The 24,203-nt window shown below is 72.3% G+C and carries 29 protein-coding genes; 7 read left to right on the forward strand and 22 right to left on the reverse strand.

The window, feature by feature from the left end; genetic code table 11:
- Positions 1-11 precede the first annotated feature (11 nt).
- The 4 genes from ACFQS7_RS20675 to ACFQS7_RS20690 form a co-directional block, all read right to left on the reverse strand.
- A complete protein-coding gene (locus tag ACFQS7_RS20675) occupies positions 12-959 on the reverse strand; it encodes an N-carbamoyl-D-amino-acid hydrolase (protein WP_380069024.1) in 948 nt (315 codons plus the stop codon).
- A 3-nt stretch (positions 960-962) separates the two neighbouring features.
- The gene (locus tag ACFQS7_RS20680; RefSeq protein WP_380069025.1) at positions 963-2,354 is read right to left on the reverse strand and encodes a dihydroorotase family protein; all 1,392 of its coding nucleotides are present in this window, start codon (positions 2,352-2,354) and stop codon (positions 963-965) included.
- 68 nt (positions 2,355-2,422) lie between these two features.
- The gene (locus tag ACFQS7_RS20685) at positions 2,423-3,205 is read right to left on the reverse strand and encodes a glutathione S-transferase C-terminal domain-containing protein (protein ID WP_380069026.1); all 783 of its coding nucleotides are present in this window, start codon (positions 3,203-3,205) and stop codon (positions 2,423-2,425) included.
- Positions 3,206-3,228: 23 nt separating this feature from the next.
- Complete coding sequence (locus tag ACFQS7_RS20690) at positions 3,229-4,152, reverse strand: LysR family transcriptional regulator (RefSeq protein WP_380069027.1); 924 nt, start codon at positions 4,150-4,152, stop codon at positions 3,229-3,231.
- A 220-nt stretch (positions 4,153-4,372) separates the two neighbouring features.
- Between ACFQS7_RS20690 and ACFQS7_RS20695 the strand changes: the two genes are divergently transcribed.
- The 4 genes from ACFQS7_RS20695 to ACFQS7_RS20710 all read left to right on the forward strand — a co-directional run bounded on the left by ACFQS7_RS20695 (position 4,373) and on the right by ACFQS7_RS20710 (position 8,950).
- Entirely contained in the window at positions 4,373-5,911 is a 1,539-nt protein-coding gene (locus tag ACFQS7_RS20695) for an MmgE/PrpD family protein (RefSeq protein WP_380069028.1), read from the forward strand.
- A gap of 4 nt (positions 5,912-5,915) precedes the next feature.
- The gene (locus ACFQS7_RS20700) at positions 5,916-6,440 is read left to right on the forward strand and encodes a GNAT family N-acetyltransferase (RefSeq protein ID WP_380069029.1); all 525 of its coding nucleotides are present in this window, start codon (positions 5,916-5,918) and stop codon (positions 6,438-6,440) included.
- Positions 6,437-7,576: a bifunctional 2-methylcitrate synthase/citrate synthase gene (locus ACFQS7_RS20705; protein WP_380069030.1), complete on the forward strand. Its 1,140-nt coding sequence runs from the start codon at positions 6,437-6,439 to the stop codon at positions 7,574-7,576. The genes ACFQS7_RS20700 and ACFQS7_RS20705 overlap by 4 nt, the downstream gene beginning before the upstream one ends.
- A gap of 693 nt (positions 7,577-8,269) precedes the next feature.
- Positions 8,270-8,950, forward strand: a complete 681-nt coding sequence (locus ACFQS7_RS20710) for a histone H1-like repetitive region-containing protein (RefSeq protein ID WP_380069031.1) — start codon at positions 8,270-8,272, stop codon at positions 8,948-8,950.
- A 70-nt stretch (positions 8,951-9,020) separates the two neighbouring features.
- On the opposite strand, the gene ACFQS7_RS20715 is transcribed toward ACFQS7_RS20710, so the two are convergent.
- From ACFQS7_RS20715 to ACFQS7_RS20775, 13 genes are all read right to left on the reverse strand, one after another.
- Complete coding sequence (locus ACFQS7_RS20715) at positions 9,021-9,623, reverse strand: nuclear transport factor 2 family protein (protein WP_380069032.1); 603 nt, start codon at positions 9,621-9,623, stop codon at positions 9,021-9,023.
- Positions 9,624-9,628: 5 nt separating this feature from the next.
- Positions 9,629-10,222, reverse strand: coding sequence for a nitroreductase family protein (locus ACFQS7_RS20720; RefSeq protein ID WP_380069033.1), 594 nt, complete (start codon positions 10,220-10,222; stop codon positions 9,629-9,631).
- Between the two features lie 702 nt (positions 10,223-10,924).
- Positions 10,925-11,557: an aldolase gene (locus tag ACFQS7_RS20725; RefSeq protein WP_380069034.1), complete on the reverse strand. Its 633-nt coding sequence runs from the start codon at positions 11,555-11,557 to the stop codon at positions 10,925-10,927.
- Between the two features lie 103 nt (positions 11,558-11,660).
- Positions 11,661-12,914, reverse strand: a complete 1,254-nt coding sequence (gene otnK / locus ACFQS7_RS20730) for a 3-oxo-tetronate kinase (protein ID WP_380069035.1) — start codon at positions 12,912-12,914, stop codon at positions 11,661-11,663.
- A 34-nt stretch (positions 12,915-12,948) separates the two neighbouring features.
- Complete coding sequence (locus tag ACFQS7_RS20735; protein ID WP_380069036.1) at positions 12,949-13,590, reverse strand: MarC family protein; 642 nt, start codon at positions 13,588-13,590, stop codon at positions 12,949-12,951.
- A gap of 66 nt (positions 13,591-13,656) precedes the next feature.
- On the reverse strand, positions 13,657-14,130 hold the full coding sequence (locus ACFQS7_RS20740; protein ID WP_380069037.1) for a cupin domain-containing protein: 474 nt from the start codon (positions 14,128-14,130) through the stop codon (positions 13,657-13,659).
- The gene (locus tag ACFQS7_RS20745; RefSeq protein ID WP_380069038.1) at positions 14,127-14,570 is read right to left on the reverse strand and encodes a GNAT family N-acetyltransferase; all 444 of its coding nucleotides are present in this window, start codon (positions 14,568-14,570) and stop codon (positions 14,127-14,129) included. Before ACFQS7_RS20745 ends, ACFQS7_RS20740 begins: the two co-directional genes overlap by 4 nt.
- A gap of 19 nt (positions 14,571-14,589) precedes the next feature.
- Complete coding sequence (locus tag ACFQS7_RS20750) at positions 14,590-14,748, reverse strand: hypothetical protein (protein ID WP_380069039.1); 159 nt, start codon at positions 14,746-14,748, stop codon at positions 14,590-14,592.
- 66 nt (positions 14,749-14,814) lie between these two features.
- Positions 14,815-15,714, reverse strand: a complete 900-nt coding sequence (locus tag ACFQS7_RS20755; RefSeq protein WP_380069040.1) for a class I SAM-dependent methyltransferase — start codon at positions 15,712-15,714, stop codon at positions 14,815-14,817.
- Positions 15,711-16,748, reverse strand: coding sequence for a glycosyltransferase family 4 protein (locus tag ACFQS7_RS20760; RefSeq protein WP_380069041.1), 1,038 nt, complete (start codon positions 16,746-16,748; stop codon positions 15,711-15,713). Before ACFQS7_RS20760 ends, ACFQS7_RS20755 begins: the two co-directional genes overlap by 4 nt.
- Positions 16,745-17,146 carry a 6-pyruvoyl tetrahydropterin synthase family protein gene (locus ACFQS7_RS20765; protein WP_380069042.1) on the reverse strand — a complete coding sequence of 134 codons (402 nt, stop codon included), beginning with the start codon at positions 17,144-17,146 and terminating at the stop codon, positions 16,745-16,747. The genes ACFQS7_RS20760 and ACFQS7_RS20765 overlap by 4 nt, the downstream gene beginning before the upstream one ends.
- Positions 17,147-17,158: 12 nt before the next feature.
- Positions 17,159-18,130, reverse strand: a complete 972-nt coding sequence (locus ACFQS7_RS20770) for a zinc-binding alcohol dehydrogenase (protein ID WP_380069043.1) — start codon at positions 18,128-18,130, stop codon at positions 17,159-17,161.
- On the reverse strand, positions 18,127-18,912 hold the full coding sequence (locus tag ACFQS7_RS20775; RefSeq protein WP_380069044.1) for a RibD family protein: 786 nt from the start codon (positions 18,910-18,912) through the stop codon (positions 18,127-18,129). Before ACFQS7_RS20775 ends, ACFQS7_RS20770 begins: the two co-directional genes overlap by 4 nt.
- 211 nt (positions 18,913-19,123) lie before the next feature.
- On the opposite strand from ACFQS7_RS20775, the gene ACFQS7_RS20780 reads away from it, so the two are divergent.
- Both ACFQS7_RS20780 and ACFQS7_RS20785 read left to right on the forward strand, forming a co-directional pair.
- On the forward strand, positions 19,124-20,155 hold the full coding sequence (locus tag ACFQS7_RS20780) for a hypothetical protein (RefSeq protein ID WP_380069045.1): 1,032 nt from the start codon (positions 19,124-19,126) through the stop codon (positions 20,153-20,155).
- A 93-nt stretch (positions 20,156-20,248) separates the two neighbouring features.
- On the forward strand, positions 20,249-20,488 hold the full coding sequence (locus ACFQS7_RS20785) for a hypothetical protein (protein ID WP_380069046.1): 240 nt from the start codon (positions 20,249-20,251) through the stop codon (positions 20,486-20,488).
- 24 nt (positions 20,489-20,512) lie between these two features.
- Here ACFQS7_RS20785 and ACFQS7_RS20790 read toward each other — a convergent pair whose 3' ends face one another.
- From ACFQS7_RS20790 to fdhD, 5 genes are read right to left on the reverse strand one after another with little or no spacing between them, the layout of a single operon-like run.
- Positions 20,513-21,028, reverse strand: coding sequence for a hypothetical protein (locus ACFQS7_RS20790; protein WP_380069047.1), 516 nt, complete (start codon positions 21,026-21,028; stop codon positions 20,513-20,515).
- Positions 21,025-21,573: a permease gene (locus ACFQS7_RS20795; protein WP_380069048.1), complete on the reverse strand. Its 549-nt coding sequence runs from the start codon at positions 21,571-21,573 to the stop codon at positions 21,025-21,027. Before ACFQS7_RS20795 ends, ACFQS7_RS20790 begins: the two co-directional genes overlap by 4 nt.
- A 28-nt stretch (positions 21,574-21,601) precedes the next feature.
- Positions 21,602-21,727, reverse strand: coding sequence for a hypothetical protein (locus ACFQS7_RS20800; protein ID WP_380069049.1), 126 nt, complete (start codon positions 21,725-21,727; stop codon positions 21,602-21,604).
- 45 nt (positions 21,728-21,772) lie between these two features.
- A complete protein-coding gene (mobA, locus tag ACFQS7_RS20805; protein ID WP_380069050.1) occupies positions 21,773-22,381 on the reverse strand; it encodes a molybdenum cofactor guanylyltransferase MobA in 609 nt (202 codons plus the stop codon).
- The gene (fdhD, locus tag ACFQS7_RS20810; protein ID WP_380069051.1) at positions 22,374-23,261 is read right to left on the reverse strand and encodes a formate dehydrogenase accessory sulfurtransferase FdhD; all 888 of its coding nucleotides are present in this window, start codon (positions 23,259-23,261) and stop codon (positions 22,374-22,376) included. Before fdhD ends, mobA begins: the two co-directional genes overlap by 8 nt.
- Before the next feature lie 85 nt (positions 23,262-23,346).
- Here fdhD and ACFQS7_RS20815 point away from each other — a divergent pair, with 85 nt between their 5' ends.
- Complete coding sequence (locus ACFQS7_RS20815) at positions 23,347-23,892, forward strand: BON domain-containing protein (protein ID WP_380069052.1); 546 nt, start codon at positions 23,347-23,349, stop codon at positions 23,890-23,892.
- Positions 23,893-24,203 lie beyond the last annotated feature (311 nt).

The raw sequence follows: 24,203 nt of genomic DNA on the forward strand, positions 1-24,203 counted from the left end.
CCGCCGGGCGGTCAGTCCGGCGGCGTCGCGCCCACCTGGGCGGTGATGGGGCCATACCATTGCGGCCGGCGGTGCGCCGCGAAGTTGAACATCTTCTCCTTGCCCTGCCGGCATGCGTCGAAGTCCATATCGGCGACGATGACTTCGTCCGCCAAGGTCTTCGCCTGCGCCACGATCTGCCCGTTCGGGTCGACGATGCAGGACCCGCCGATCAGCCCGGCGCCGTCCTCGTCGCCCGCCTTGGCCACGGCCACCGCCCAGGTCGCGTTCATGTAGGCGTTGGCCTGCGCCGCCAGCGTCGAGTGGAAGGTGCGGGTCTCGGCGCTCTCGCCCTCCCCGCCATTGGGGTCGTAGGCGGCGGAATTGTACCCGACCATGACCAGCTCCACCCCCTGCAGGCCGAGCACCCGCCAGCCCTCCGGCCAGCGGCGGTCGTTGCAGACCAGCATCCCCAGCACCGGCCCGCCCCAGGCCGCCGGCCCGCGCACCGCGGGGAAGCCCAGGTCGCCGTATTCGAAGTACATCTTCTCCAGCTGCTGGTAGCGCTGGCCTTCCTTCACCCGGTCGCTGCCGGGCAAATGGATCTTGCGGTACTTGAACAGGATGGCGCCGTCCGGTCCGACGGTGATCGCGCTGTTGAAGCGCTGGCCGTCCGGCGTGAGCTCGGCATAGCCCACGTAGAAGCCGACCCCGAGCGCGCGCGCCCGGTCGAACAGCGGCTGCACCGCCGGGTTGGGCATCGCCGTCTCGAAGCTGGCCAGCAGTTCCGGCGAGTCCCGGTCCATCGGCCAGCGCGGGAAGAAGGTGGTGAAGGCGAGTTCCGGGAAGACCACCAGCTTCGCGCCCTGCGCCGCCGCCGTCTCCAGCAGCGCGAGCATGCGGGCGAGGATCGCGGCGCGGTCGTCGGCGCGCTGGTTGGGGCCCATCTGGGCGCCGGCGACACGCAGGATACGGGACATGGCTCAGTCTTCCCCCAGATAGGTGTCGCGGTGCTGGCGCGGGACGAAGCGGCCGGTCCCCGGCCTGGCCAGCACCGTGGTGCCGTCCCAGATGCAGGTGCCGCGCAGCCAGGTGGCGGCGACGCGGGCCTGCATGGCGCGGCCGTGATAGGGCGACCAGCGCGCGTCCTCACGGTCCTGGATGGCGGCCTCGTCGAAGGTGAAGCGGCCGCGTTCCAGCACCAGCAGGTCGGCGTCGCTGCCGATGCGGATCGCCCCCTTCTTGGGGAAGAGCCCGTGGAAGCGGGCCGGCCGCTCGGCGCAGTAGCGCGCCATCAGCGTTGGCGGCAGGCCGCGCTCGGCCAGCAGGGTGTACATCAGCGGCGCGAAGGACTGCAGGCCGGTCAGCCCGGCGCCGGGGGCGAAGATGTCGCCGCGATAGACCTTCCGTTCGCGCGGCCAGGGCGCGTGGTCGGTCGAGACATAGGCGACCTTGCCGGCCAGCAGCCGCTGCCAGACCCGCTCCACCTCCTCCGCCGTGCGGAAGGGCGGGTTGCATTTGCCGAAGCCCTCCAGCCGGACCAGGTCCTCCTCGGTCATGCAGAGGTACTGGATGCAGGCCTCGCCGCTGGTCTTCGCCCCTTCCATCTGGCGGAAGGCGGCGGCCAGGTCGAAGCCGCGGGCGATCGAGCTGTGCGCGATATGCACGTGGCAGCCGGTCTCGACCGCCATCTCGAAGATCTCGAGGTCGGCCATGGACTCGGCGAGCGGCGGGCGGGTGCGGGCATGCATGATCGGGTCGGTGCGGCCGGCGGCCTTGGCCTGCTCAGTCAGCTTGATGACCAGTTCCTGGTCCTCGTTGTGGATGCCGCACATCAGGCCGGTCCTGGCGATCTCGCGGAAGGCCGCCAGCATGGTCGGGTGGTCGATGCGCGGGAAGCGCACCGCGTCGTATTCATAGGTGGACAGCTTGAAGGAGCAGGCGCCCGCCTCGGCCAGCCCGGCGATGGCGTCCACGCCGCCCGCCTTGGTGATGGTGCCGTAGAGCGCCATGTCGACATGGCTGGTCGCCTCCACCACCGCGACCTTCTCGGCGAAGATGGCGGCGTCGGTGACCGGCCGCGGCACGTCGTAGGGCATGTCGACGCAGGTGGTGACGCCGCCGGCGGCGGCCGACATCGACGCGCCCTCGATCCCCGCCCAGCCGGTGCTGCTGGAGGTATGCATGTGGCCGTCGACCAGGCCGGGCAGCACCAGCATGCCCGTATGGTCGGCGATGGCGGCGGCCGGCGGCGGTGCGCCCTGGCCGAGGCCGGCGATCACCTCGCCGCGGATCGCCACCCAGCCGCCGGGCAGCACCCCGTCGGGCAGCACCAGGTCGCCAAGGATGACGCGGTCGAAGGGCGAGGCGGGCATGGCGGACTCCGGCGGTGCTGGTGCCGGGAGCCTAGGCCGGGCGGGCCCCGCTTCCAATCCGCCGCGGCTCAGGCCTTCGCCGGCCGCTGCCGGTACACCTTCCGCACGAAGCCCGCGGTCCTGGTCCGCCGCAGCTCCGCCACCAGGTCCTGCAGCACCGGTGGCATCGCCTCCAGCGGCGGGATCGGGGCGCCATAGCCCTCCGGCAATAATAGCGGGGCGGCCGCGGTCGCCATGGCGATGTCGGCGAGGGTCAGCCGGTCGCCGGTCAGGAAGGTCCGCTGGTCGGCCAGCAGCGCGTCGCATTCGGCGAAGACCGCGCGGATCGTCGTCAGCGACGTCGCCGCCTTGTCCGCCGACAGGCCCAGGACCTTGCCGATGAAGCCGGCGAAGACCGGGTAGGCCAGCCTCGTGGCAAACACTTCCCAGCCCGGCGCGCCGCGGCTGAGCGGCGCGATCATGATCTCGCGGTGCGGCAGCAGGTGGAAGTAGGCATAGGCCGCGGTCGCCGTGGCCAGGTCGGCGTTGGCGCGGTGCCACAGGCGCTCCACCGTCGCCGCCTGGGCCGGGCCGGCCGGCACGAGGCGCTGTGCCGGCGGGCGCTGCGCCTCGGCCCAGTCGATCACCGGCCGGGCGCCGGCGATCGCGGGGACGGTGCCGGACAGGACGGGCAGGGCGATCGTCCGCGCCCGGGCCAGGGCGATGAGGTTGGCGACGATGGCGATATGCGGCCGTTCCTCATACGCCACGCCATGCTGGTCGAGCACGAAGCGGGTCAGCTCGCCATCGATCATCGGCGGGAAGGTCAGCAGCGTGGCCGGCGCTGCCGTGGTCCTGGCCATCGGGTCCATCACCGCGCCTCCGGTTGCGCGGCCTAGCCTGCCACCGCGGGCAGGCCGGCGCTGTGCGGAAAGACGCGCTGCGCGACGGCGACCGCGAGCTTCGCCGCTTCCGTCTCGCGTTCCGCGTTCCAGACCAGGGAGACGCCGACGGAGGCCACCGGCCCGGCGAGTTCACGGAAGCCCACCCCCGGCGGCCGCAGCACCGCCATGCCGGAGCTGACCAGCGCGACGCCAAGGCCCGCGGCGACGAAGGCGAGCTGCGCCATGGCCGAGCCCACCTCGCGCACCGCCACCGGCTCGAACCCCGCGGCGCGGCAGGCGCTGACCTGGGCGTCGAAATAGGCCGGGCTGATGCTGCGCGGCAGCAGCATCAAGGGCTCCCGCGCCAGGGCGGACAGCGGCAGCGGCCCCGGGCGGCCGAGCAGCGCATGCCCCTCCGGCAGCGCCACCACCAGCGCGTCGAGCCCGAGCCGCAGCACGCGCAGCGGCGGGCGGTCGCGGTCGAGGCGCGCCAGGGCGAAATCGACCTCGCCGCGCCGCAACGCCTCGACCGCGTCCGCCGTGTCCATCTCCTCGACCGCCATCGCCGCATCCGGCTGGGCGTCGCGCAGGGCGCGGACCAGCGGCGGCAGGAAGTCGAACAGCGCGGAGGTGACGCAGGCCAGCGCCATCGGCAACTGGCGGCCGTTGCGCAGGTCGCGGGCCAGGGCCTCGACCTGCTTGGCGTCCTCGGTCAGGCGGCGGATCACCGGCAGCAGCGCCTCGCCCTCCCGCGTCGGCCGGGCGCCCTTGCGGGTCCGTTCCAGCAGCTTGACGCCGAGCTCGGCCTCGAGCGCCTGGATCTGCGCGGACAGCGGCGGCTGCGAGAGGCCGAGCCGGGCGGCGGCTCTTCCGAAGTGGCCTTCCTCCGCCACGGCGAGGAAATGCGCCATGCGGCGGAGGATGCGGAAGTCCATGGGTTGCTGGTCCCCTGTCGTCCGATGGCCGGAGCGCCGCTTGGCGCGCAGGTCTGAATCGGCCGGCTCTCATTGGCTGCCTCGCCGGCTTGCGCGCGATCGGCGATACGGAAACCCTATCGGACTACGCCATCATTCGGAATGGACGTATAGCGCCGGCGGCAGGACAAAGCCGTCCTTCGACTCGTCGATCCAATAGCAAAGGGGAACCACACCCGCCATGCAGATGCATCCCGTCAAGCTCCACCCGTCCAAGTCGCTGCTGAAGCGCGAGGACCAGCTGGCCTGGAAGATGGCCGGCGTCGCCGCCGACAAGGTCGCCGTCGAGCGCGACGTGCGGGAGATGATCATCAACCGGATCATCGACAACGCCTCGGTCGCCATCGCCTCGGTCAACCGCAAGCCGGTCGTCTCGGCCCGCGCCATGGCGCTCGGCCACCCGAGGAAGGGCGGCGCCGCGATCTTCGGCATGCCGGCCTCGAAGGGCTTCTCGCCCGAATGGGCGGCTTGGGCGAACGGCACCGCGGTGCGCGAGCTGGACTTCCACGACACCTTCCTGGCGGCCGACTACTCGCACCCCGGCGACAACATCCCGCCGATCCTGGCGGTCGCCCAGGCGATGGAGAAGTCCGGCCGCGACCTGATCCGCGGCCTGGCCACTGGCTACGAGCTGCAGATCGACCTGGTCCGGGCCATCTGCCTGCACGAGCACCGGATCGACCACATCGCGCATCTCTGCCCCTCGGCCGCCGCCGGCATCGGCACGCTGCTCGGCCTCAAGCAGGACATCATCTTCCAGGCGATCCAGCAGGCGCTGCATGTCTCGGTCAGCACCCGGCAGTCGCGCAAGGGCGAGATCAGCACCTGGAAGGCCTTCGCCCCGGCGCATGCCGGCAAGCTGGCGGTCGAGGCCGCCGACCGCGCCATGCGCGGCGAGGGCGCCCCGAGCCCGATCTACGAGGGCGAGGACAGCGTGATCGGCTGGATCCTGTCGGGCCGCACCGAGGCCGACAAGAACGGCCGCGCCGCCGCCTACGAGCCGGTCTACTACACCGTGCCGCTGCCGGCCCCGGGCGAGGCCAAGCGCGCCATCATGGACAGCTACACCAAGGAGCACTCGGCCGAGTACCAGTCCCAGGCGCTGATCGACCTGGCCTTCCGGATGCGGGAGCAGGTGCCGGACACCGATGCGGTCGAGAGGATCGTCATCCATACCTCGCACCACACGCACTACGTGATCGGGACCGGCGCCAACGACCCGCAGAAGATGGACCCGAAGGCCAGCCGCGAGACGCTGGACCATTCGATCATGTACATCTTCGCCGTCGCCCTGCAGGACGGCCGCTGGCACCATGTCGACAGCTACGCGCCGAGGCGGGCGCAGCGGGCCGACACCGTCCGGCTCTGGCACAAGATCGAGACCACCGAGGATCCGGAATGGACCCGCAAGTACCACAGCCGGGACCCCGAGGAGCTGTCCTTCGGCGGCCGGGTGGAGATCTTCCTGAAGGACGGCTCGAAGCTGGTCGATGAGCTGGGCGTCGCCAACGCCCATCCGAACGGCGCCCGCCCCTTCGGCCGGGAGCAGTACATCCAGAAGTTCCGCACGCTGACCGAGGGCATCATCTCGGCCCGCGAGTCGAACCGCTTCCTCGAGGTGGTGCAGGACCTGGCCAAGCTGCCGGCCGGCGAGCTGCACCTGCTCAACGTGGCGCTGCCGGCCGGCACGCTGCTCGAAGGCAAGCCGGGCATCTTCTGAGGCGATGCGCGTGGCGCGGGCGGCCGATGCGGGCGAGGGCGGGGCGGCGGTGACGCTGCGCCCCGGCCCGGCCGCGGAGGTCGCGGCGCCGGCGCGCATCCATTGCCTGGCGCGGGCCGCGGCACGGCCCGGCCTGCGCGAGCCCTGGGGCGAGGCGGCGGTGGTCGCCCGGCCCGGGGACACGACGCTGCCGACACACCGCCGCGTCCGGGTCGCGGTGGTGGCCGGCAGCCCCGTCGCCTGTCTCGGCCTCGATCGGGCCGAGGTGCTCCACCTGCATGCCGCGGCCGGCTTCCAGCGGCGCGGCATCGGGGGCAGGCTGCCGGCGGAGGCGATCGCCGCCGCGCCGGTCGGCCTCGCCGTGCCTAGCTTCGAGCGGAACCAGGCCGCCCGCCAACTTTATGAACGGCATGGCTTCCGCATCGCCGATCGCCAAGCGGCATCGGCCCATGAGGACGGGGAGCCGGACCTCCGCTACGTCCGCGCCCCCAAGGCTGCGCCGAACCAGACTGAGGAACGCGAACCATGAGCGACTCCACGCAGAAACCGGACATCTACAAGGGCCTGGTCGGCGTCTATGCCGACGTCTCCACCGTCTCGAAGGTGATGCCGGAGACCAACAGCCTCACCTATGGCGGCTATGCCGTGCAGGACCTGGCCGAGACCTGTTCCTTCGAGGAGGTAGCCTATCTGCTGTGGCACGGCGAGCTGCCGAACGCCGCGCAGCTTGCCGCCTTCAAGGCCGAGACCTCCTCGCAGCGGGAGATCAGCCCGGCGCTGCACCGCGTCATCCGGGAATTCCCCACCGACGCCCATCCGATGGACGCGATCCGCACCGCGGTGTCCTTCATGGGACTCGAGGACCCGGAGACGGCCGATGTCTCCGACGCGGCGCAGCGGCGGAAGGCGATGCGGCTGTTTGCCAAGATCCCGACCGCCATCGCCGCCGCCTATCGCGCGGCCAAGGGCCAGGAGGTGGTGGCGCCCGACCCGAAGCACAGCTTCGCCGAGAACGTCTTCCACCTGATCCAGGGCCGGGTGCCGCAGCCCGAGGTGCTGAAGGCCTTCGACGTCTCGATGATCCTCTACGCCGAGCACACCTTCAACGCGTCCACCTACACGGCACGGCTGGTGACCTCCTCGGGCGCCGACCTGCACGGCGCGATCACCGCCGGCATCGCCTCCCTGAAGGGGCCGCTTCACGGCGGCGCGAACGAAGCGGTGATGCACATGCTGAAGGAGATCGGCGACCCGGCGATCGCGCGGGAGTGGCTGCAGAGCCGCTTCGACCACAAGGCGCTGGTCATGGGCTTCGGCCACCGGGTCTACAAGTCGGGCGACAGCCGCGTGCCGACGATGCGTAAATACGCCGAGAAGATGGCCGAGGTGGTGGGCGACCGCACCTGGATGGAGATCTCCCGCATCCTCGCGGACGAGATGCTGACCAAGAAGAACATCCACCCCAACCTCGATTTCCCGGCCGGTCCTGCCTACTACCTGATGGGCTTCGAGATCCCGCTGTTCACCCCGATCTTTGTCGCCTCGCGCATTACCGGCTGGGCGGCGCATGTCTTCGAGCAGGGCGCCGACAACCGGCTGATCCGCCCGCTGTCCTGGTACGAGGGGCCGGAGCAGCGCCCCGTGCCGCCGATGGCGGCGCGCTGAACCGGGGCATACCGCCGGTGGCGGCGCGTTAAGGGCCCGTCAAGGCCGGCGTCGCGCGGCAGCGCGGCGGCGGGAAGGAACCAACGGCCGCCGGCGCGATCCGGCGGCCGTTGCCGTCTTCGCCGCGGCGCATCGTGGTGGCCGGCGCCGCGCGTCGACATGGTGCTGCGAGAGTCGCGCGCCGGCGTCGCAGGACTCGCATCGGCAGTGCCGCGGCGTGCGGCGCATCGCCCGACCGCATGCGCGCGCAAAAAATCAACACGCGAATTGCGTTTTCGTTTGACATGCAGGTTGCGGGTGCAGATAGCGTGCGACTGCGCATGATGTCGTACGCGATTCGCGCGAATTCGAATCGCCTGATCGCAGCGACAGAATGCCGCAGCAGGGAAGGACGGTCCATGGACCGCAGACAGGACGGGATGGCGGCGCGCTGCGTCGGACAGCCCCGCCACCGCGGGGCGGCAGGTTGAAGCCCGGCGAGGGAGACGCGGCGAACAGGGACGCGATGCGGCACGGCGCCGCCGATCGCCCGTCGCCGCTTTCTGTCCGCACCGCCTGGACAGCGACCAAGTCGGCGCCACGCGCTACGGGATCCGCGCGCCGCCGCCATCGCACGACCGATCCTGCTTCTACCCGGGCCGTCCGCCGAACGGCAGTCCGGCCCGCCACGGAACGCGCAAGGAGATCCTGACCGTGACAGATACCCCCGAAACCCCCGCCGCCCCGACGGCCACCGCCCAGGCGATGGCGATGTCCACCACCCGCCGCACCGCGAAGAAGCCCGCGACCGCGCGTGGCCGTGTCGCCGCGAAGAAGCCGGCGGCGCGCAAGCCGGCGGTGAAGAAGGCCGCGCCGAAGAAGGCCGTCGCCAAGAAGCCGGCCGCGAAGAAGGCCGCGCCGAAGAAGACCGCCGCCCGGAAGCCGGCCGCGAAGAAGGCCGTCGCCAAGAAGGCCGCGCCGAAGAAGGCCGCCGCCCGGAAGCCGGTAGCGAAGAAGGCCGTCGCCAAGAAGGCCGCGCCGAAGAAGGCCGTCGCCAAGAAGGCCGCGCCGAAGAAGGCCGCCGTGAAGAAGGCCGCGCCGAAGAAGGCCGCCGCCAAGAAGGCCACGACCGCGAAGAAGGCCGTCGCCAGGAAGCCGGTCGCCCGCAAGGCCGCGACCACCCGCAAGCCGGCCGCCAAGGCTGCCGCGCCGCGCAAGGCCGCCGCTCCGAAGGCCGCGCCGAAGCGCGCTGCCGCCGCCAGCGCCGCGACCTCCTCGCGTTCGGAAGCCGCGAAGAAGGCCGCTGCCACGCGCGCCGCGAAGAAGGCCGCCGCTGCCGCTGCGGTCACCGCGCCGATGCCGGAAGCGATGGGCGACGAGACCTCGTCGAGCTAAGCGCGCCGCTGATCCCGGCGAGAGGGCGCCGTCCCGCGAGGGACGGCGCCCTTTTCGCGACCGGTCCGTGTCAGCCGTGCGCGCCGCCCGCCAGCCAGCCTGCGCCGCGGGCAAGAAGTGCCGCGACCTCCGGCCCCTTCAGCCCGGGCATGTCGGTCTTCACGTCATAGCCGATGCCGGTCTGCAGATAGGCGAGGTGCCGGTAGCCCTCGGGGAAGCGCGCCAGCAGCGTGGGGTCGAGTGCGAGCCGCGCCGCCGGGTCGACCGGGTCCATCCGGTCCTTCTCGTAGATCGGTTGGCGCAGGACCACGCCCCAACGGCCGTCCCGCTTCTCCAGGAAGTCGTAGAACCGGCCGGTGCAGACCACGTCCACCATCACGCCGTGCACCGCGGCGCGCTGGCTGATGGTCATCTTGGTCTGGGCGATCGCCCGCGCCCCCGCCAGGTCGGCGCTGTGGCCGCCGAGGAAATGCAGGATGGAGACGCCCTTCTCCCAGCCGGCGATGCTGGCGGCGATGAACTCCTGCCACGGCGCCTGGCACCAGGTGGCGCACATGTAGCCATCGGCATGCCAGCAGGTGGCGAAGCGGTCCCAGTCGCCGGCATCGCGCCACACCGCCCAGTTCTCCACCAGTGCGCGGATGGCGATGCGGTCGTGCAATTCCTCGTCCATCGCGGTCAGCCCTTCCAGCCGCCGAGGAAGGCGAATTCCTCGATCGGCCGGCGCTGCCGCGGCGCGGTCTCGCGCTGCGCCAGCGCCTCCGGCAGCGCCTCGGGCGGGCCGGGCTCGCCGATGGCGATGGCGGCGACGGGATCGAAGCCTTCGGGGATGCCGAAGGCGGTGCGCGCCGCGGCGGCGTCGTAGCCGGCCATCTGATGCGCCTGCAGGCCCATGGATGCGGCCTGCAGCGCCATCTGCGCCATCGCCGCGCCGGTATCGTGCCAGGCGTGGCGGAGCGGGTTGCCGTTGGCCGCGTTGTGGCTGCGGGCGACCGACAGCATCAGCACCGCGGCATTGCGTGCCCAGCTCTGGTTGTTCGGCGACAGCACGCCGACGAGCTTTTCGAAGGCGTCCGGCTCGGCATCGCGCCGGGCGACGACGAGATGCCAGGGCTGCTGGTTGTTGCTGCTGGCGGCCCAGCGGGCGGCCTCCAGCAGGGTTTCCAGCGCGCCGGGGGGGAGGGGGGCTGCGGTGAAGCTGCGCGGGCTCCAACGGCGGGCCAGCAGCGGGTCGATGGGATGCGCGGCGGGGGCGTCGCGGCCGGTGGTCATGGGGGGTGTCCTTTGTCCGTGGGCGTGCCGCCCCATGGTCGGCGCCCGGCGCCGTTGGTCAAGGGCGGCGGCGGGCGGCGCAGGTGCCATGGTGGCGGGAGGGAGGCCGGCCCGATGAACGCCCTCTCCGACCGCAGGCCCGCCGCGCCGGGCGCCGGCAAGACCGCGACGCCCCGCGCAAACGGCCGCAGCGACCTGCATGCCTGGATGCGGGAGCCGGTGCCCTTGCTGCGCGCCGGCCGGATACCGAGGCGGATGCCGCGAACCTCGCTGAGGCGCTGGATGGCATGGCAGCGGGCAGTACGCCTGGAAAGCGCGCTGCGCATGCTGCCGATGCATATGCCGACATGGGATCACCAGGCGGAGCGGCGGGGGCGGCGCTGGGAGGCGAGGATCGGCACCCAGCGGAAGCACGCGCTGAACGTGGTCGGGAAGACCCCGGCCCGAAGGCGCGCCTCGATGATGCGATCGCCGAGGCCTGGGACACCGCCCGGTCGGAAGCGTCCGGCGAGACCGACCGCTGGCGACCTTCCCCGAGGCGATCCCGCATAGGGGGGCCGCCATAATGGAGCGGCCCTTCGACTTCGACCCGACTGCCTGACTGCAGCGGCTTGCCCTCGAACGTGAACGCGGCATCGCTGCAGCGCCTTGTCTCCAGGGCGGATTCACGCGTCCGGGCGTTCACGCCCCCCGCGATCCGCGCTAGCCGAAGGTCGCCAGCAGGTCGTCCACCTCGGCCGGCGTCAGGGTGCGGGCGTTGCGGCCCTGCAGCATCAGGGCGAGCTTCGCCGCCTCCTCCAGCTCCTCCGCCGCATAGACCGCGTCGTCCAGCGTCCTGCCGCTGACCACCGGCCCGTGGTTGGCCAGCAGCATCGCCCGGGCATCCTTCGCCGCGGCGGCGACGGCAGGTTCCATCGCGGCGTCGCCCGGACGGTAGTAGCGCACCACCGGCAGCACGCGGCCGACCCGCATGACGAAATAGGGCGTCAGCGGCGGGATCGGCGCGGCCTCGCCCGGCGTGGCCAGGCAGGCGATGGCGGTGGCGTGGGTGGAATGCAGGTGCACCACGGCGCCGGCCTCCGGCCGCGTCTCCAGCACCGCGCGGTGCAGGAAGACCTCCTTGGAGGGCTTGTCGCCGGAGACGTGGCGCCATTGCCGGTCGAGCTTGCTGATCCGCGCCGGGTCGAGCCGGCCGAGGCAGGAATTGGTCGGCGTCATCAGGTAGCCGTCGGCCAGCCGCACGCTGATGTTGCCGGCGGAGCCGACGCTGTAGCCGCGGCCGAAGAGCAGGCGGCCGTGCTCGGCCAGGCGGTCGCGGAGCTGGGCTTCGTCCATGATCGGTCTCCTGAGGGCTGGGGAAAGGAGGCGCGCCTTCCCCAGGCCCTATCCTCGTTTTCCGTGGGGGTACGCGGGAGAGAGGTGCCCTCTCTCCCCCGGGTCACACGCCGAAGGCCTTCAGGAAGAAGTCCCGTGCGCCGAAATTCCCCGACTTCAACGCCAGGTGCAGCCCCACGGGTTCCGCGTATGTCCAGGGCACGCCCGGGTCGATCTCCGGCCCGATCCGCAGCGCCGTGACGCCGAGCCGCGAGACCACCGCGCCCGAGGTCTCGCCGCCCGCCACCACCAGCCGCCGCACGCCGCGCGCGACCAGGCCCGCGGCGATGCTCGCCACCGCGTCCTCCACCAACGCGCCGGCGGCGTCGCGCCCCAGCTTCGCCTGCAGCGCCGCCACCTTGTCGGGCGGGGCGGAGGCGGCGATCACCACCGGGTGTTCGCCGAGCTTGCCCTCGGCCCAGGCCAGCGCCTCGGCCGTCAGCGCCGCGGCATCCGGCGTCGCCAGCACGTCGAGCTCCAGCGTATGCGCATGGTCCCGCGCATAGCCGATCTGCCCGAGCGTCGCGCGCGAGCACGACCCGGCGACCACCGCCGCGTGGCCCTGCATCGGCGGCAGCGTCGCGGCGGCCTCGCCGCGGTCCGGCAGCAGCCCCTTGGCGCGGAAGTTGGCCGGCAGGCCCATGGCGATGCCGCTGCCGCCGGTGATCAGCGCATGGTCGGCGGCGGCCTCGCCGATGGCGACCAGATGCGCGTCGGTGACCGCGTCGACGATGGCGTAGCGCCAGCCGCTCTCCTTCAGGCCGGTCATGGTGTGGCGGATGACGGTGGCGCCCTGCTCGACGACGGGGAAGGGGATCAGCTTCACCGTGCCGCTGGTCTGCCGCCCCAGCACGCGCACGAGGTTGGCATCCCGCATCGGGGTGAGGGGGTGGTTCTCCATCCCGCTCTCGTTCAGCAGCTTGTCGCCGACGAAGAGATGCCCCTGGTAGACGGTGCGGCCATTGGTCGGGAAGGCGGGGTTGGCGAGGGCGAAGCCGCAGTCGAGGCGCTTCACCAGCGCATCCGCCACCGGGCCGATATTGCCCGCCTCCGTGCTGTCGAAGGTCGAGCAGTACTTGAAGAAGATCTGCCGGGCGCCCGCCGCCAGCAGCGCCTCGCAGGCGGCCAGGCTCTCCGCCACGGCCTCGGCCACCGGGGCGGTGCGGGATTTCAGCGCGACGATGACCACGTCCGCCTTGGGCAGGGGGCCGGTGGGGACGCCGATCACCTGCACCGCGGTCATGCCGCCCTTGACCAGGGTATTGGCCAGGTCGGTGGCGCCGGTGAAGTCGTCGGCGATGCAGCCGAGCAGGGGCATGGTCGTCTCTCTCCCAGGGGGCGGTCGCCCCCTTCTACCCCGCAGCGGGCGCCGCGGCGATCACCCCGAGGACCCGCAGCGCGTTCAGCATGATGTTGAGCCCGAGCGCCGCCTGGACCACCCCCAGCACCGTCCCCAGCACCAGCAGCGGCATGCCGAGCCAGCGCAGCACGGTGGCGGCGAAGAGCATCGCCAGCAGGTTCAGCAGCATCACCGCCAGCAGCAGTCCGACGATCGCGCTCTTGTCGGGCCAGCCGGGCGCCAGCGTCATGTAGATGATGACGGCGGCGATGCCGGACGGCGTGACGATGATCGGGTAGGCCAGCGGCATGGCCGCGGCCTGCAGGCTGGGTGGCTCGGCCGGGGCCGCGCGCGGGCGCGGGTTGAAGGATTCCAGCAGACCCTGCAGCGCGACCAGGAACAGCACCAGCCCGCCGGTGAGCGCCAGCACCGGCGGCGGCACGGCGTAGGTGCGCAGCGTCTGCACCCCCATGGTGCCGGCCAGCAGCACGATGCAGGTGGCGAAGAGGAAGCCGCGGATCGCCAGGCTTCGGCGCAGCGCCGGCTCGGCCTCCGCGGTCATGCGGTGGAAGGGGCCGAGGATCTTGATCGGCCCCAGCAGCAGGAAGAAGAAGCCCCAGACCTGCAGAAGACCGGGCGTGCCGTCGCCTCCCATCGCGCGTCCTCTCCACGGCGTGAGAGGCGAGTATCGCCGCAGCGGCAGCCGCGGCGCAAACCGCGGTTACAGCGGCGAGCCGTCCTTCCGCGTGTAGCGCCAGGTGCCGTCCGGCTGCATCGCCGCCGCCAGGTCGTCCTCCGGGTAGAAGACGCTGTCGCCCGCGGCGCGGTCGCCGACCTCCAGGATGACGGCATCGCGGTCACCGCGGTTCACCAGGTGGTGCGGCGGGCCGCCGGCGGGGAAGCCGGCGCAGTCGCCGGGCGAGAGCAGCCGCTCCGCCTCGCCGACATGCAGCGTCGGCGTGCCTTCCAGCACGTAGATCCACTCGTCCGACTTCGCATGCACATGGTGGATGGACGACGCGGCGCCCGGCGCGAGGCGGGTGAGGTTCACGCCGAAATTCGCCAGGCCGAAGGGATCGCCCAGCACCCGCTTCTCCCGGCCGGCGAGCTTCGGCGCGAGGTCGGGCGGATAGCCGCTCGGGCGCGGGCGTGGCGGGACATCTGCGGCGCGCAGGGCGGTCGGGCCTTCGGTCATGGCGCGCCGTCCGTCAGCGGCTTGCGCAGCCAGATGCGTTCCCCCTTGGGCGGGTAGGGGAGGCGGGCGAATTCCACGTAGCCCTGCCGCTGGTAGAAGCCGGGCGCCTGGAAGCTGAAGGTGTCGACATAGGCGGAATGGCAGCCGCGTTCGCGCGCCCGCTGCTCGGCGGCGGCGACGATGTCGGCGCCGAGGCCGGCCTGCCGCAGCGGTGCGTCCAGCCAGAAATAGCGGAGGAACATCCAGCCGGCATAGGTCTCGCAGTGCAGCCCGCCGCGGATCCGGCCGGCGTCCCGCAGGAAGACCGCCAGCGTGCCCCAGGGTTGGTGGCCGGGCCACGCCGCCTCGTTGAAGGCCTCGAGGCCTTCGGGCAGGACGTCGATATCGGCCTCGGCCGGGGCGTCCTCGATGCTGAGCGTCAGTCCGGGCGGCAGGTGCATGGGCCGAGCATAGCGCGGTTCAGCCGCCCGCCACCCCCTGGATGACGATGCCGCCGCCGCCGCAGGCCCGGCAGGGCTGGCCGCCGATGCGGGCCTTGCCCTGGCAGTCGGGGCAGGGGGTCTCGCCGGTGGCGGGGGTGCCGGGGGGCGGCGACGTCGCCTGTGGGTCGTCGGCCACGCGGTCCTCCCCGGGGGTGATGGTCGGGGAGCAACCCGCGGGGCCGGGCGGGTGGTCCGCGGCGCCTCACCGCGGGGGCGGCAGCGCCAGCACGTCCCGATGCCCGATCCGCGCCGCCAGCCGCCGGCCCGCCACCTGGTCCAGCCGCGCATCCATCCAGGCCTCGATCCGCGCATCGCCGCGGCGGTCCTGCCGCCCGGCGGCCTCGGCATGGCCCAGCACCAACTCGGTGAGGAAACGCCCGGCGGTGTCCCGCAATGCCGGGTGCGGCACGGCGCCGCGGGCGCGGATGCTCCAGTCGCTCGGCGCCGTCGCCACCGTGAAGCCGCGCGCGCCGAAGACCTCGGCGATCGCCGCCGGCGCCAGAGGCCCGAGCGCCCTGCCGCCGAACCCCTTGTCGCGCAACTGGTCGCGGCGGAAGCCGGCGGCGACGCGCGCATCCGCCCGGTGCGGCGGGGCGAAGCCCTCCCGCCCGTCGACGCAGAGCGCGGCGTAGAAGGGGATGCGCAGCGTCGCCGCCATCCGCTCCAGCCAGCCGCGCGACACCAGGTCGCACAGCGCCGAGCTCAGCACCGCATCGGCATTCGGCAAGGGCAGGTTGGCCGGGGCCTCCACCAGGTCGGCGATCAGCGCCTCGATCCGCCAGGCGCCGCCCGGGGCGTGCACCAGCAGGGTGCGCTTGCTCGGCGCGGTGACCGGGAAGCCCATCTGGTCGGCGCGGTCGGCGATGGTGTCGAAGGCCGCCTCGGCCATCTCTTGGCTGGAATCCACCAGGGTCCAGGCCTGCGCGCGGCCGATGCGCGGCGCCAGCCAGCGGAGCAGGCTGCCGGTGCCGGCGCCGAGATCGATCAGCCGCGGCCGTGCCGGCAGCCGGGCGACCAGCGCGTCGGCGAGTGCCTGGTTGCGGGCGAAGGCGTCGAAAGGCTCGCGCAGGTCGAGCCAGGCAAGGTCGAATTCCTCGCTCACGCCCGCTCCAGCTCCGCGGCGAAGGCGCCGGCGCGGTCAGCCCAGCGCGGCAGCGCTTGGCCCGCAGCCCAGGAGGCCGCGGCCATCTCGCGCAGCATCTCGGTATCCACGATCATCCGCCGCAGCGCCTTGGTCAGCGACACCACGTCGCCGGGCGGCGAGACGGCGCCGGCCTCCATCGGCACGAGGTCGGCAATGGCGCCGCCGGCGGTGATGGCCAGCGGCAGGCCGCGCGCCATCGCTTCGGCCGCGGCCATGCCATAGCCTTCCCACCAGGTCGCCAGCGCGAATATGTCGGCGCGGCGGTAGGCGTCCTCGAGCGCCGCGGCCGGAAGCTCGCCGGCGAAGGTCACGCGCTGGGCGATGGCCAGTTCCTCGGCCAGCGCCTGCAGGCCGTGCGCATGCACCGCATCCCGCGCGCCGCCGGCGATGGTCAGGGTCCAGTCGAGGTCGGGCAGGCCGGCCAGCGTCCGCAGCAGCACGTCATGCCCCTTGCGCGGCACCAGCGTGCCGACCGCGAGGATCGCCACCCCCGGCCCGCCCGAACCGGAGGAGCGCTCGGCCGGGTCGGTGCCCGGCTCGACGATGCCGATGCGCCCGGGGGGGACGCCGAAATCGGCAGCGAGGCGCTCGGCGGTATGCGGCGAGGTGGCGATCAGCCGGGCGAGGCGGGAGAAGAGGTCGCGCTCGATGCCGCGCAGCGCCTCCCGGTCCTCCTGCGGCGCGCCGTGTTCCAGCGCGGTCGGGTGGTGGATCAGGCCGATGGCGCGGCGGCGGACCAAGTCGTCCGCCAGCGGCGCGAAGGCGGGCAGGCCGAGCCCGTCGATGACCGGCCGCACGTCTTCTGGCAGAGCGGCCAGCGCCGCGCGCGCCGCATCCTTCGCCGCCGCATCCGGCAGCGGGTGGCGGCCGGCGAGCTGCACGACCTGGACCTCCTGGCCGAGGGCGCGCAGGCCCTCGACGATCCGGCGGTCGTAGATGTAGCCGCCGGAGATGGTGTCGAAGGGGCCGGGGACCAGCAGCGCCAGTTTCAAGCGATATCTCCCTCGTAGGCCGCCCAGGCATTCGGGCTTTCGCGCAACAGGATCTTGAGCGAGGTGACGTTGCCGCTCTGGGCGCCGAGCTTGCCGTCCCGCAGTGCCGCGGCCAGCAGGCCGTGGATATGCGCGCAGAGGAATTCGGTGGTGGTGTTCAGCCCGGCGAAGGCCGGCTCGCCATCCAGGTTGCGGTAGTCCAGCCCGTCGAGCGCCTTGCGCAATTCCACCTTGGCCAGGCCGATATCGACCAGCAGGTGCAGGTGGTCGAGCTGCGGCGCGCGGAACTCCGCCTCCACCGCGAAGGTGGCGCCGTGCAGGCGCTGGGCCGGGCCGAATTCGGCGCCGCGGAAGCTGTGGGCGACCATGATGTGGTCGCAGACGGTCAGCGAGTACATCGCGCGCCTCTCTTATGGATAGGTGATGACGGGGCAAGGGGGCGCGCTGCCTGCCGCATCCAGCAGCGCGGGCAGCGCCGCCGGCAGGTCGGCGAAGCGGGCGACCGGGGAACAGAGCGCATCGAAGCGCGGGTCGGCAAGCAGGTCGAGCGCCAGGGCCAGACGCTCGGCGTAGCTGCGCCGGCCGCGCATGGCGGGCGCCACGGCGCCGACCTGGGTCGAGAGGATCGTCAGCCGCCGCGCATGGAAGGCCTCGCCGAGCGGCAGCGGCACCATGCGGTCGCCGTGCCAGCTGGCCTCGACGATGCGTGCCTCGAAGCCGGCGCGGTCGAGCGCCAGTTGCAGCCCGGCGGCGCTGGCGCTGGCATGGATGATCAGCTCCTGCTCGGCCGGCGCGTCCGGCGGCAGGGCGAAGCGGCCGCCGAGCGCCCCGGCCAGCGCGGCGCGGGCGGGATCGATGTCGACCACGGTGGGCCGGATGCCGGGGATGCGCGCCAGCAGCGCCGCCGCCAGCAGCCCGACCACGCCGGCGCCGATCACCAGGCAGCGCTCCCCGGCCAAGGGCCGCGCATCCCAAAGGATATTGAGCGCCGTCTCCATGTTCGCCGCCAGCACCGCGCGGTGGTCGGGCACCGCATCGGGGATCGGGATGCACATGGCGGCCGGCGCCAGGAACAGGTCCTGGTGCGGGTGCAGGACGAAGACCCGGCGGCCGAGCAGCGCTGCGGGCCCTGCCTCGACCACGCCCATGGCGCAGTAGCCGTATTTCACGGGATGGGGGAACTCGCCCGCCATCAGCGGCGCCCGCATCGCGGCATACTGGCTGGGCGGCACACGGCCTGCGAGCACCAGGCGCTCGGTCCCGCGCGACAGGGCGGTGGCGCGGGTGCGGACCAGCGCCTGGTCCTCGGCCCGCGGCGGCAGCACTTCCTCGCGCAGCTCGGCGACGCCGGGCGCCACCGTCCACAGGGCGGTCGCCTTCACCCGCAGACCCCCGGCCGCGCCCGGTCCAGCGCGATGTCGAACAGCACGTCGGGGTCGAGGCTGTGCACCGTCCAGCCGAAGCGCAGCCCATCGGCGATCCGCGCCGCCTCCGGCAGGGTGAAGGCCGGGATGCCGGAGCCGAGCAGGACGGGGGCCACCGTCACGTGCAGCCGGTCGAGGCAGCCGGCGGCGAGGAAGCGGCTGACGGTGACGCCGCCGCCCTCGACGAAAAGCCGCGTCAGTCCGCGTGCCGCAAGTGCTGCGAGGATCGCCGGGATCGCCAGCCCGCCGACCACCGCATCGCGCGGCAGCCGCAGCACCTCGGCGATGCCGAGCCTCTCGGGCCCGGGCGCGTCCGCGGCACAGAGCAGCAGGGTCGGCGGGCCCTCGCGGAACACGCCATAGTCGGGGCCGAGCCGGCGGTCGGTGTCGAGCACCACCCGCACCGGATTCGGCCCCGGGCAATCGCGCGTGGTGAGCCGCGGATCGTCGTTGCGCACCGTCCCGGCGCCGACCACCACGGCATGGCAGAGCGCCCGCAGCCGGTGGGTGTGCAGCAGGTCGCCCTGCCCGCCGATCCATTGCGAGGAGCCCGACAGGGTGGCGATCCGCCCGTCCAGGGTCTGCGCCAGTCGGCCGACCACCATGCAGCCATCGGCCGCGCGCGGCGGCGCCAGCAACGGGCCGAACAGCGCGCCGAGCGGCCCGGCCGGCAGCCGGCCGGGCGCGTCGCGCAGCGCGAGCAATGCGTCCCAATCAGGAGCCAGGGTCGATCCATCCATGCGGCGCGGACCATGCCGGAACACCAGCGCGAACACCATACGGGTGCGGCGCGATGCCAGGGCGGCCAGGGCTTTTTCATTCTCACGCATAGGGTCTGTGCGCCCGCGCACAGGCCCCGGCGCGATCGCGGCCGCACCCTGTCCTGCCGTCCAGGTTCGGACGGAGTTGCGCCGGAAGCGATTTCGGCCGTCATATCGCGAGGTACCCGGGATGTTCGCATGGCTCACCTATGGGCTGGCCGTCTGCTTCAGTGCGGTGCTGCCCTTCGCCATTCTGTCGCTGCGCCGAACGGTCCGCCTGCGGCGGCAGGAAGTCATCCTCGATCTTCAGCGCATGTTCGAGTTGGGCGACACGCGCACCGGCGAGGAGGCGATCATCCCCTCCTTCGAATTCGTGAAGTACAAATACTTTCCACGCTCGGAAGCCAAGGCTCAGGCGCATGACGATGCCGGCGCCACGAGGGCCGAGCCGAATGCCAGCACCCTGGCGAAGGAAAAAGGCAGGGCGCCGGATGCCGAGGCATCGCTCCTGACCTACCTGATCTGCAGCTTGCCGCTGGTGCTGCTCGTCCTCGCCTTCAGCGTCGTCGCCATCAGCATGATCCTGGCGCAGTTGCTGACGCCCGGGCTCGGCAGCGGGGGGCTGCCACCCTTCCGCCACGTGACGGGCGGCGGGATGTCCGAACAATGGATCGCCGGACTCTGGGTCTTCATCGTCGCCTTTCTTGGCGGCTACCTCTTCGCCGTGCGCAGCTTGCTGCGGGTGGTGAACAATTTCGACCTGACGCCCGGCTCTTTCGTCGCCGCGGCGTTGCAGCTGCTGCTCGGCGTCGCCACCGCGCTGGTGATCATGGTCGGCGGCCTCGGGTCGCTGATCCAGGGCAGGACACTGACATCGGTTGCAGTGCCGGGCGCGATCGTCGTCGCCTTCATCATCGGCTTCATCCCGGAGTTCGGCCTGCGGACCCTCTATCGCTCATCGAAGCTGCTGCTGTTCAAGCTCGAGGACAGCGACCTCTACCGGAGCTTCAAGGCGACCCCGGTCGAGGTGATCGACGGCATCGACACCGAAATCCGCAGCCGCCTGGCCGAGCTCAACATCGTCAGCGTGCAGAACCTGGCGACCGCCAACCCGATCATGCTGTTCGTGGAGACGCCCTACGGGATCTACCAGTCCATCGACTGGGTGGCCCAGGCGCAGCTTTGCGCCGCGGTCGGGCCGCATGCGGTGCTGCGGCTCTAGAAGCTCGGCATCCGCACCATCTTCGATCTCGAAAGGGCCGTCCTGGCGCCGGGCTACAGCACCCGGCCACTGCGCCAAGCAGTGGGCCGTGCCTTGATCGCGGATGCCGACCCGGCAACCCTGACCGATCTCAGGGCGGCGCCGGACATGGTTCTCGACGACTACACGATCGTGGCGCTGGTCGACAACGCGCTTGACGACCTGCATGTCCAACGCCTGCGCCAGATCACCAATCGGATCGAGCAGCGTCTCGGGGCCCAGAACAACCGCTTCCAGTTCTGGCACGCCGAACGCGCCCGCCTCCTGGCCGCGAACGACCAAAAGGCGGCCTGAGGCCGGCGCGGGCAGGGTGGGGGCTCAAGGTCTGACGAGGGCGTGCGGGAACAGCGGCAGCAGCCACTGCGCCAGCACGCCCGCCAGGATCGGCAGCAGGCCGGACGCCAGCAGCCGGATCAGGATGAAGCGCCCGCCGAGCACCGGCCATTCCCAGGCGATCACCCGGTGGAAGCCGAGGATCGCCCAGCCGGTGATCAGCGCCACCATCTGCGGCCCGCCTGCGCCCGCCTTGATGAAGGTCAGCACCAGCGGGAAGGAGACGAAGGGGCCGCCCGGGATGAAGCCGCCGGCGAAGGCGGCGATGGCGATGCCGGCGAGGCCCGATTCCGGCCCGAGCCAGCCGGCGGCGAGGTCGGCCGGGATCAGCTCGGCCAGGAAGGCCGCCATGGGCAGCGCGGCCAGCAGCAGCGGCAGGACGCGGAGGATGGTCTCGCCGGTCTCCCGCAGCGCCCGCTGCGCCGTCGGCACGCCGCGCCGCAGCGTCAGGCCGAAGGCGCCGAGCGCCAGGACCAGCAGGATCGCCTGGCCGATGCTCACGCGCGGGTTCCGGAGGAGGTGCCGGGTGGCACCCAGGCGATGGGGATGCGGCGCGCGACGGCGCCGGCGACGACCGAGAGCGGCAATCCGCAGAGGAAGCGCAGCAGGGCGAAATCGGCGCCGAGCAGCGGCACCTCCCAGACCAGCACGCGCTGGAAGCCGTTCAGCGCCCAGGCGACGATGAAGGCGATCAGCGCGCCGCGGTCGGCCCCGGCCTGGGCCAGGACGAGGACCAGCGGGAAGGCCGCCATCGGCCCGCCCGGCATCGCCATGCCGCAGAGCGTCGCCACCAGCAGCCCGCGCGTCCCCGATTCTGCGCCCATCCACTTCGCCAGGGCGCCGGGCGGGACCAGCTGCTTCAGGCTGCCGGCCAGCAGCAGCCCGGCCAGCAGCGCCGGCAGCACGGTGAGGAAGACATCGAAGGCGACGCCGAGCGCGCGGCGGAAGGCCTCGGGCCCATGCAGCACCCAGACCAGGCTGCCGGAGACGAGGCCGATCGACAGGATGACGAGGAGGCTGGAGTGGCGGCGGAGGAATCGCGGCATCGGCCGCCACGCTGCGCCCGGCTAATCGCTACAGCCGCACGCCCTCGGTCTGGAAGCGGTCGGCCGCGGTCTTCTGGAATTCGGTGTCCAGCACCACCGCTGCGCAGACCGCGATGGCGAGGGCGGCGAGGATGCCGGTGAGGATGGCCTTCACGTCGGCGGTCTCCCTTGGGTTCAGCGGTCTGCGTATGGGTCCGCGTCAGTTGCCTTGCAAGAGGCCTTCGGCCGCGGCCAGGTCCTCCGGCGCATTGGCGTTGAAGAAGGGGTCGATCGGGTCGGTCGGCCATTCCGCCGCGGCGCAGCCGAAGCGGGCGGTCCAGCGGTCGATCTTCTTCTCCCCGGCCAGCAGGGCGGCGCGGAGTTCGCCGCGCAGCGCCACGGGCCAGAGGGCGATCGGCGGATGGGTCCAGCCGCCGGATGCGGCGCAGGCCATCGGCACCCCGGCCGCGGCGCGCGCCGCCTCCAGCCGCTCCACCAGGTCGGCCGGCAGGAAGGGGCCATCGCCGGGGACCGACAGCACCGTCGGGATCTCCGGCCGGTGCGCCGCCGCCCAGTCGAGCCCGGCCAGCACCCCGGCCAGCGGCCCCGGGAAATCCGGCAGCGGGTCGGCGACCACCGGCAGCCCGTAGGAAGCGAAACGCGCCGGATCGCCATTGGCGTTGAGGATGACGCCGGCCACCTGCGGCGCGACCCGGGCCAGCACGTGGTCCAGCAGCGGCCGGCCGCCGAGCGGCCGCAGCGGCTTGTCGCCGCCGCCCATCCGCCGGGCGAGGCCGCCGGCCAGGACGACGGCGATGACGTTATTCACCCAAGGCCTCCCGGCTGTTCTTCCGCCAGTGCCGGGCGCTTTCCTCCGCGACGTAATCCAGGTCGGCGTCGAAGACGATCCGTTCGGTCCCGGCCAGGGCGGTGAACCGCTTGCCCTTGCAGCGGCCGATCAGCGTCAGGCCGACCTCCTGCGCCAGCTCCACCCCCCATGCGGTGAAGCCGCTGCGGGAGACCAGGATGGGGATGCCCATCCGCACCGTCTTGATCACCATCTCGGAGGTCAGCCGCCCCGTCGTGTAGAAGACCTTGTCGCCGGGCGGGCAGGCGTTGCGGAACATCCAGCCGGCGATCTTGTCCACCGCGTTGTGCCGGCCGACATCCTCCATGTAGACCAGCGGCCGGTCCCGCTCGCAGAGCGCGCAGCCATGGATGGCGCCGGCCTCCAGATACAGCGTCGGCAGGGTGTTGATCCGGTGCAGCAGGCGATACAGCCAGCTGGTCCGGATCTCGGCGGATGGCGGAAGCCGCGCCCTGGAAAAATCCTCCAGCAGGTCGCCGAAGGCGGTGCCCTGGGCGCAGCCGCTGGTCAGCGTCTTCTTCTTCAGCTTGGCCTCGTAGTCGGTGCGGCGTTCGGTCCGCACCACCACCACCTGCAGGTCGTCGTCGTACTCCACGCCGGTGACGGCATCGTCCCGCCGCAGCATGCCCTGGTTCAGCAGGTAGCCCAGCGCCAGATCCTCCGGCCGGTCGAGAATCGTCATCATCGTGACGATCTCCTGCCCATTCAGGTAGAGCGTCAGCGGCCGTTCGACGGTTACGCTGGCCTCGATCGGTGCGCCGGTCTGGTCGATGCCGGTGACGCGCCGCGTCAGCCGCGGATCGGCGGGATCGGGCTGCACCAGCAAGGGGATCTCTTCCATGCGGGAAAGGGTGGTGCGACGCGCATGGCGGCGCAACCCGCGTGCCGGCGTTGGCGTTTTGCACCACGTTTCAGGGAGGTACGACATGCCCACCTACCGCTTCCCCGCCGAGGCCGGCCTGGCCCTGGACGGCGGAGCGCCGACCGCCGCCGCCATCAGCGACAGGCTCGCCGAGCTTGGCCTGACGCGGCAGGGGGTGATGATCACCCGGCACGACGATGCCGCGACGCTGGAAGGCCAGGTGCCGGACGAGGCGACGCGGGAACGCGTGCTGCTCGTGGTGGGCAACCTGCAGGGCATCGCGCGGGTGGAGGACCGGCTGACCGTGGCGCGCGGCTCCGGGCTGCTGGACACGCTGGGCGGCTTCGCCCGTCTACCGGCGGGCAGCGCCAGCACCGAAGCCGCCGAGCGCGCGGTGCACCGCGCGGTGCCGGACCCGGGCGATACCGGCTATGGCCCGGGCGGCAGCATCCTGCACCTGGTGCAGCCGGGCGAGACGCTGGAGGGGATCGCGGCGCGGCACTATCACGACACGGCGGGCGCCGGCTGGTTGCTGGAATGCAACGCCGCGGTGCTGTCGGGTGCCGGGGCCTTGCGGCCGGGGATGGTGCTGAGGGTACCGCCGCGATAGGGCGGGCGAAAGCGGACGGCAGGCTCGGGCCTGGAGGGCTCGGTGGGATGCGGCACGGAGGCTGGTCGGGCCGGCGAATGCCGCGCTCGCCCGACTCACGAAAAGTCAACCAAAATTCCGCCTGTCTCCCTTGACCCGCCCTCTTGGCGGTGCCTAGAGACGAGCTTGAGCGGCACCCATGCCGTCGACGCAACCCAGCCCTGCCAATTGCGCAGCGGGGCTGGTTAACGCTTGCGTCTATCACCACATCCCCCTGCACCCCCCGGTGGCGTGCCTCCCTCACGGCCTTCGCTCCTCCGTGCCGCCTTTGC

Source organism: Dankookia sp. GCM10030260 (genome assembly GCF_042666655.1).
In the GTDB taxonomy this organism is placed as follows: domain Bacteria; phylum Pseudomonadota; class Alphaproteobacteria; order Acetobacterales; family Acetobacteraceae; genus Paracraurococcus.

What these genes read in the sequence shown, in the direction of transcription:
- ACFQS7_RS20675 (WP_380069024.1), bottom strand. Translation starts at nt 959, where the DNA reads ATGTCCCGTATCCTGCGTGTCGCCGGCGCCCAGATGGGCCCCAACCAG.
- ACFQS7_RS20680 (WP_380069025.1), bottom strand. Translation starts at nt 2,354, where the DNA reads ATGCCCGCCTCGCCCTTCGACCGCGTCATCCTTGGCGACCTGGTGCTG.
- ACFQS7_RS20685 (WP_380069026.1), bottom strand. Translation starts at nt 3,205, where the DNA reads ATGGACCCGATGGCCAGGACCACGGCAGCGCCGGCCACGCTGCTGACC.
- ACFQS7_RS20690 (WP_380069027.1), bottom strand. Translation starts at nt 4,152, where the DNA reads ATGGACTTCCGCATCCTCCGCCGCATGGCGCATTTCCTCGCCGTGGCG.
- ACFQS7_RS20695 (WP_380069028.1), top strand. Translation starts at nt 4,373, where the DNA reads ATGCAGATGCATCCCGTCAAGCTCCACCCGTCCAAGTCGCTGCTGAAG.
- ACFQS7_RS20700 (WP_380069029.1), top strand. Translation starts at nt 5,916, where the DNA reads ATGCGCGTGGCGCGGGCGGCCGATGCGGGCGAGGGCGGGGCGGCGGTG.
- ACFQS7_RS20705 (WP_380069030.1), top strand. Translation starts at nt 6,437, where the DNA reads ATGAGCGACTCCACGCAGAAACCGGACATCTACAAGGGCCTGGTCGGC.
- ACFQS7_RS20715 (WP_380069032.1), bottom strand. Translation starts at nt 9,623, where the DNA reads ATGGACGAGGAATTGCACGACCGCATCGCCATCCGCGCACTGGTGGAG.
- ACFQS7_RS20720 (WP_380069033.1), bottom strand. Translation starts at nt 10,222, where the DNA reads ATGACCACCGGCCGCGACGCCCCCGCCGCGCATCCCATCGACCCGCTG.
- ACFQS7_RS20725 (WP_380069034.1), bottom strand. Translation starts at nt 11,557, where the DNA reads ATGGACGAAGCCCAGCTCCGCGACCGCCTGGCCGAGCACGGCCGCCTG.
- otnK (WP_380069035.1), bottom strand. Translation starts at nt 12,914, where the DNA reads ATGCCCCTGCTCGGCTGCATCGCCGACGACTTCACCGGCGCCACCGAC.
- ACFQS7_RS20735 (WP_380069036.1), bottom strand. Translation starts at nt 13,590, where the DNA reads ATGGGAGGCGACGGCACGCCCGGTCTTCTGCAGGTCTGGGGCTTCTTC.
- ACFQS7_RS20740 (WP_380069037.1), bottom strand. Translation starts at nt 14,130, where the DNA reads ATGACCGAAGGCCCGACCGCCCTGCGCGCCGCAGATGTCCCGCCACGC.
- ACFQS7_RS20745 (WP_380069038.1), bottom strand. Translation starts at nt 14,570, where the DNA reads ATGCACCTGCCGCCCGGACTGACGCTCAGCATCGAGGACGCCCCGGCC.
- ACFQS7_RS20765 (WP_380069042.1), bottom strand. Translation starts at nt 17,146, where the DNA reads ATGTACTCGCTGACCGTCTGCGACCACATCATGGTCGCCCACAGCTTC.
- ACFQS7_RS20775 (WP_380069044.1), bottom strand. Translation starts at nt 18,912, where the DNA reads ATGGATGGATCGACCCTGGCTCCTGATTGGGACGCATTGCTCGCGCTG.
- ACFQS7_RS20780 (WP_380069045.1), top strand. Translation starts at nt 19,124, where the DNA reads ATGTTCGCATGGCTCACCTATGGGCTGGCCGTCTGCTTCAGTGCGGTG.
- ACFQS7_RS20795 (WP_380069048.1), bottom strand. Translation starts at nt 21,573, where the DNA reads ATGCCGCGATTCCTCCGCCGCCACTCCAGCCTCCTCGTCATCCTGTCG.
- fdhD (WP_380069051.1), bottom strand. Translation starts at nt 23,261, where the DNA reads ATGGAAGAGATCCCCTTGCTGGTGCAGCCCGATCCCGCCGATCCGCGG.
- ACFQS7_RS20815 (WP_380069052.1), top strand. Translation starts at nt 23,347, where the DNA reads ATGCCCACCTACCGCTTCCCCGCCGAGGCCGGCCTGGCCCTGGACGGC.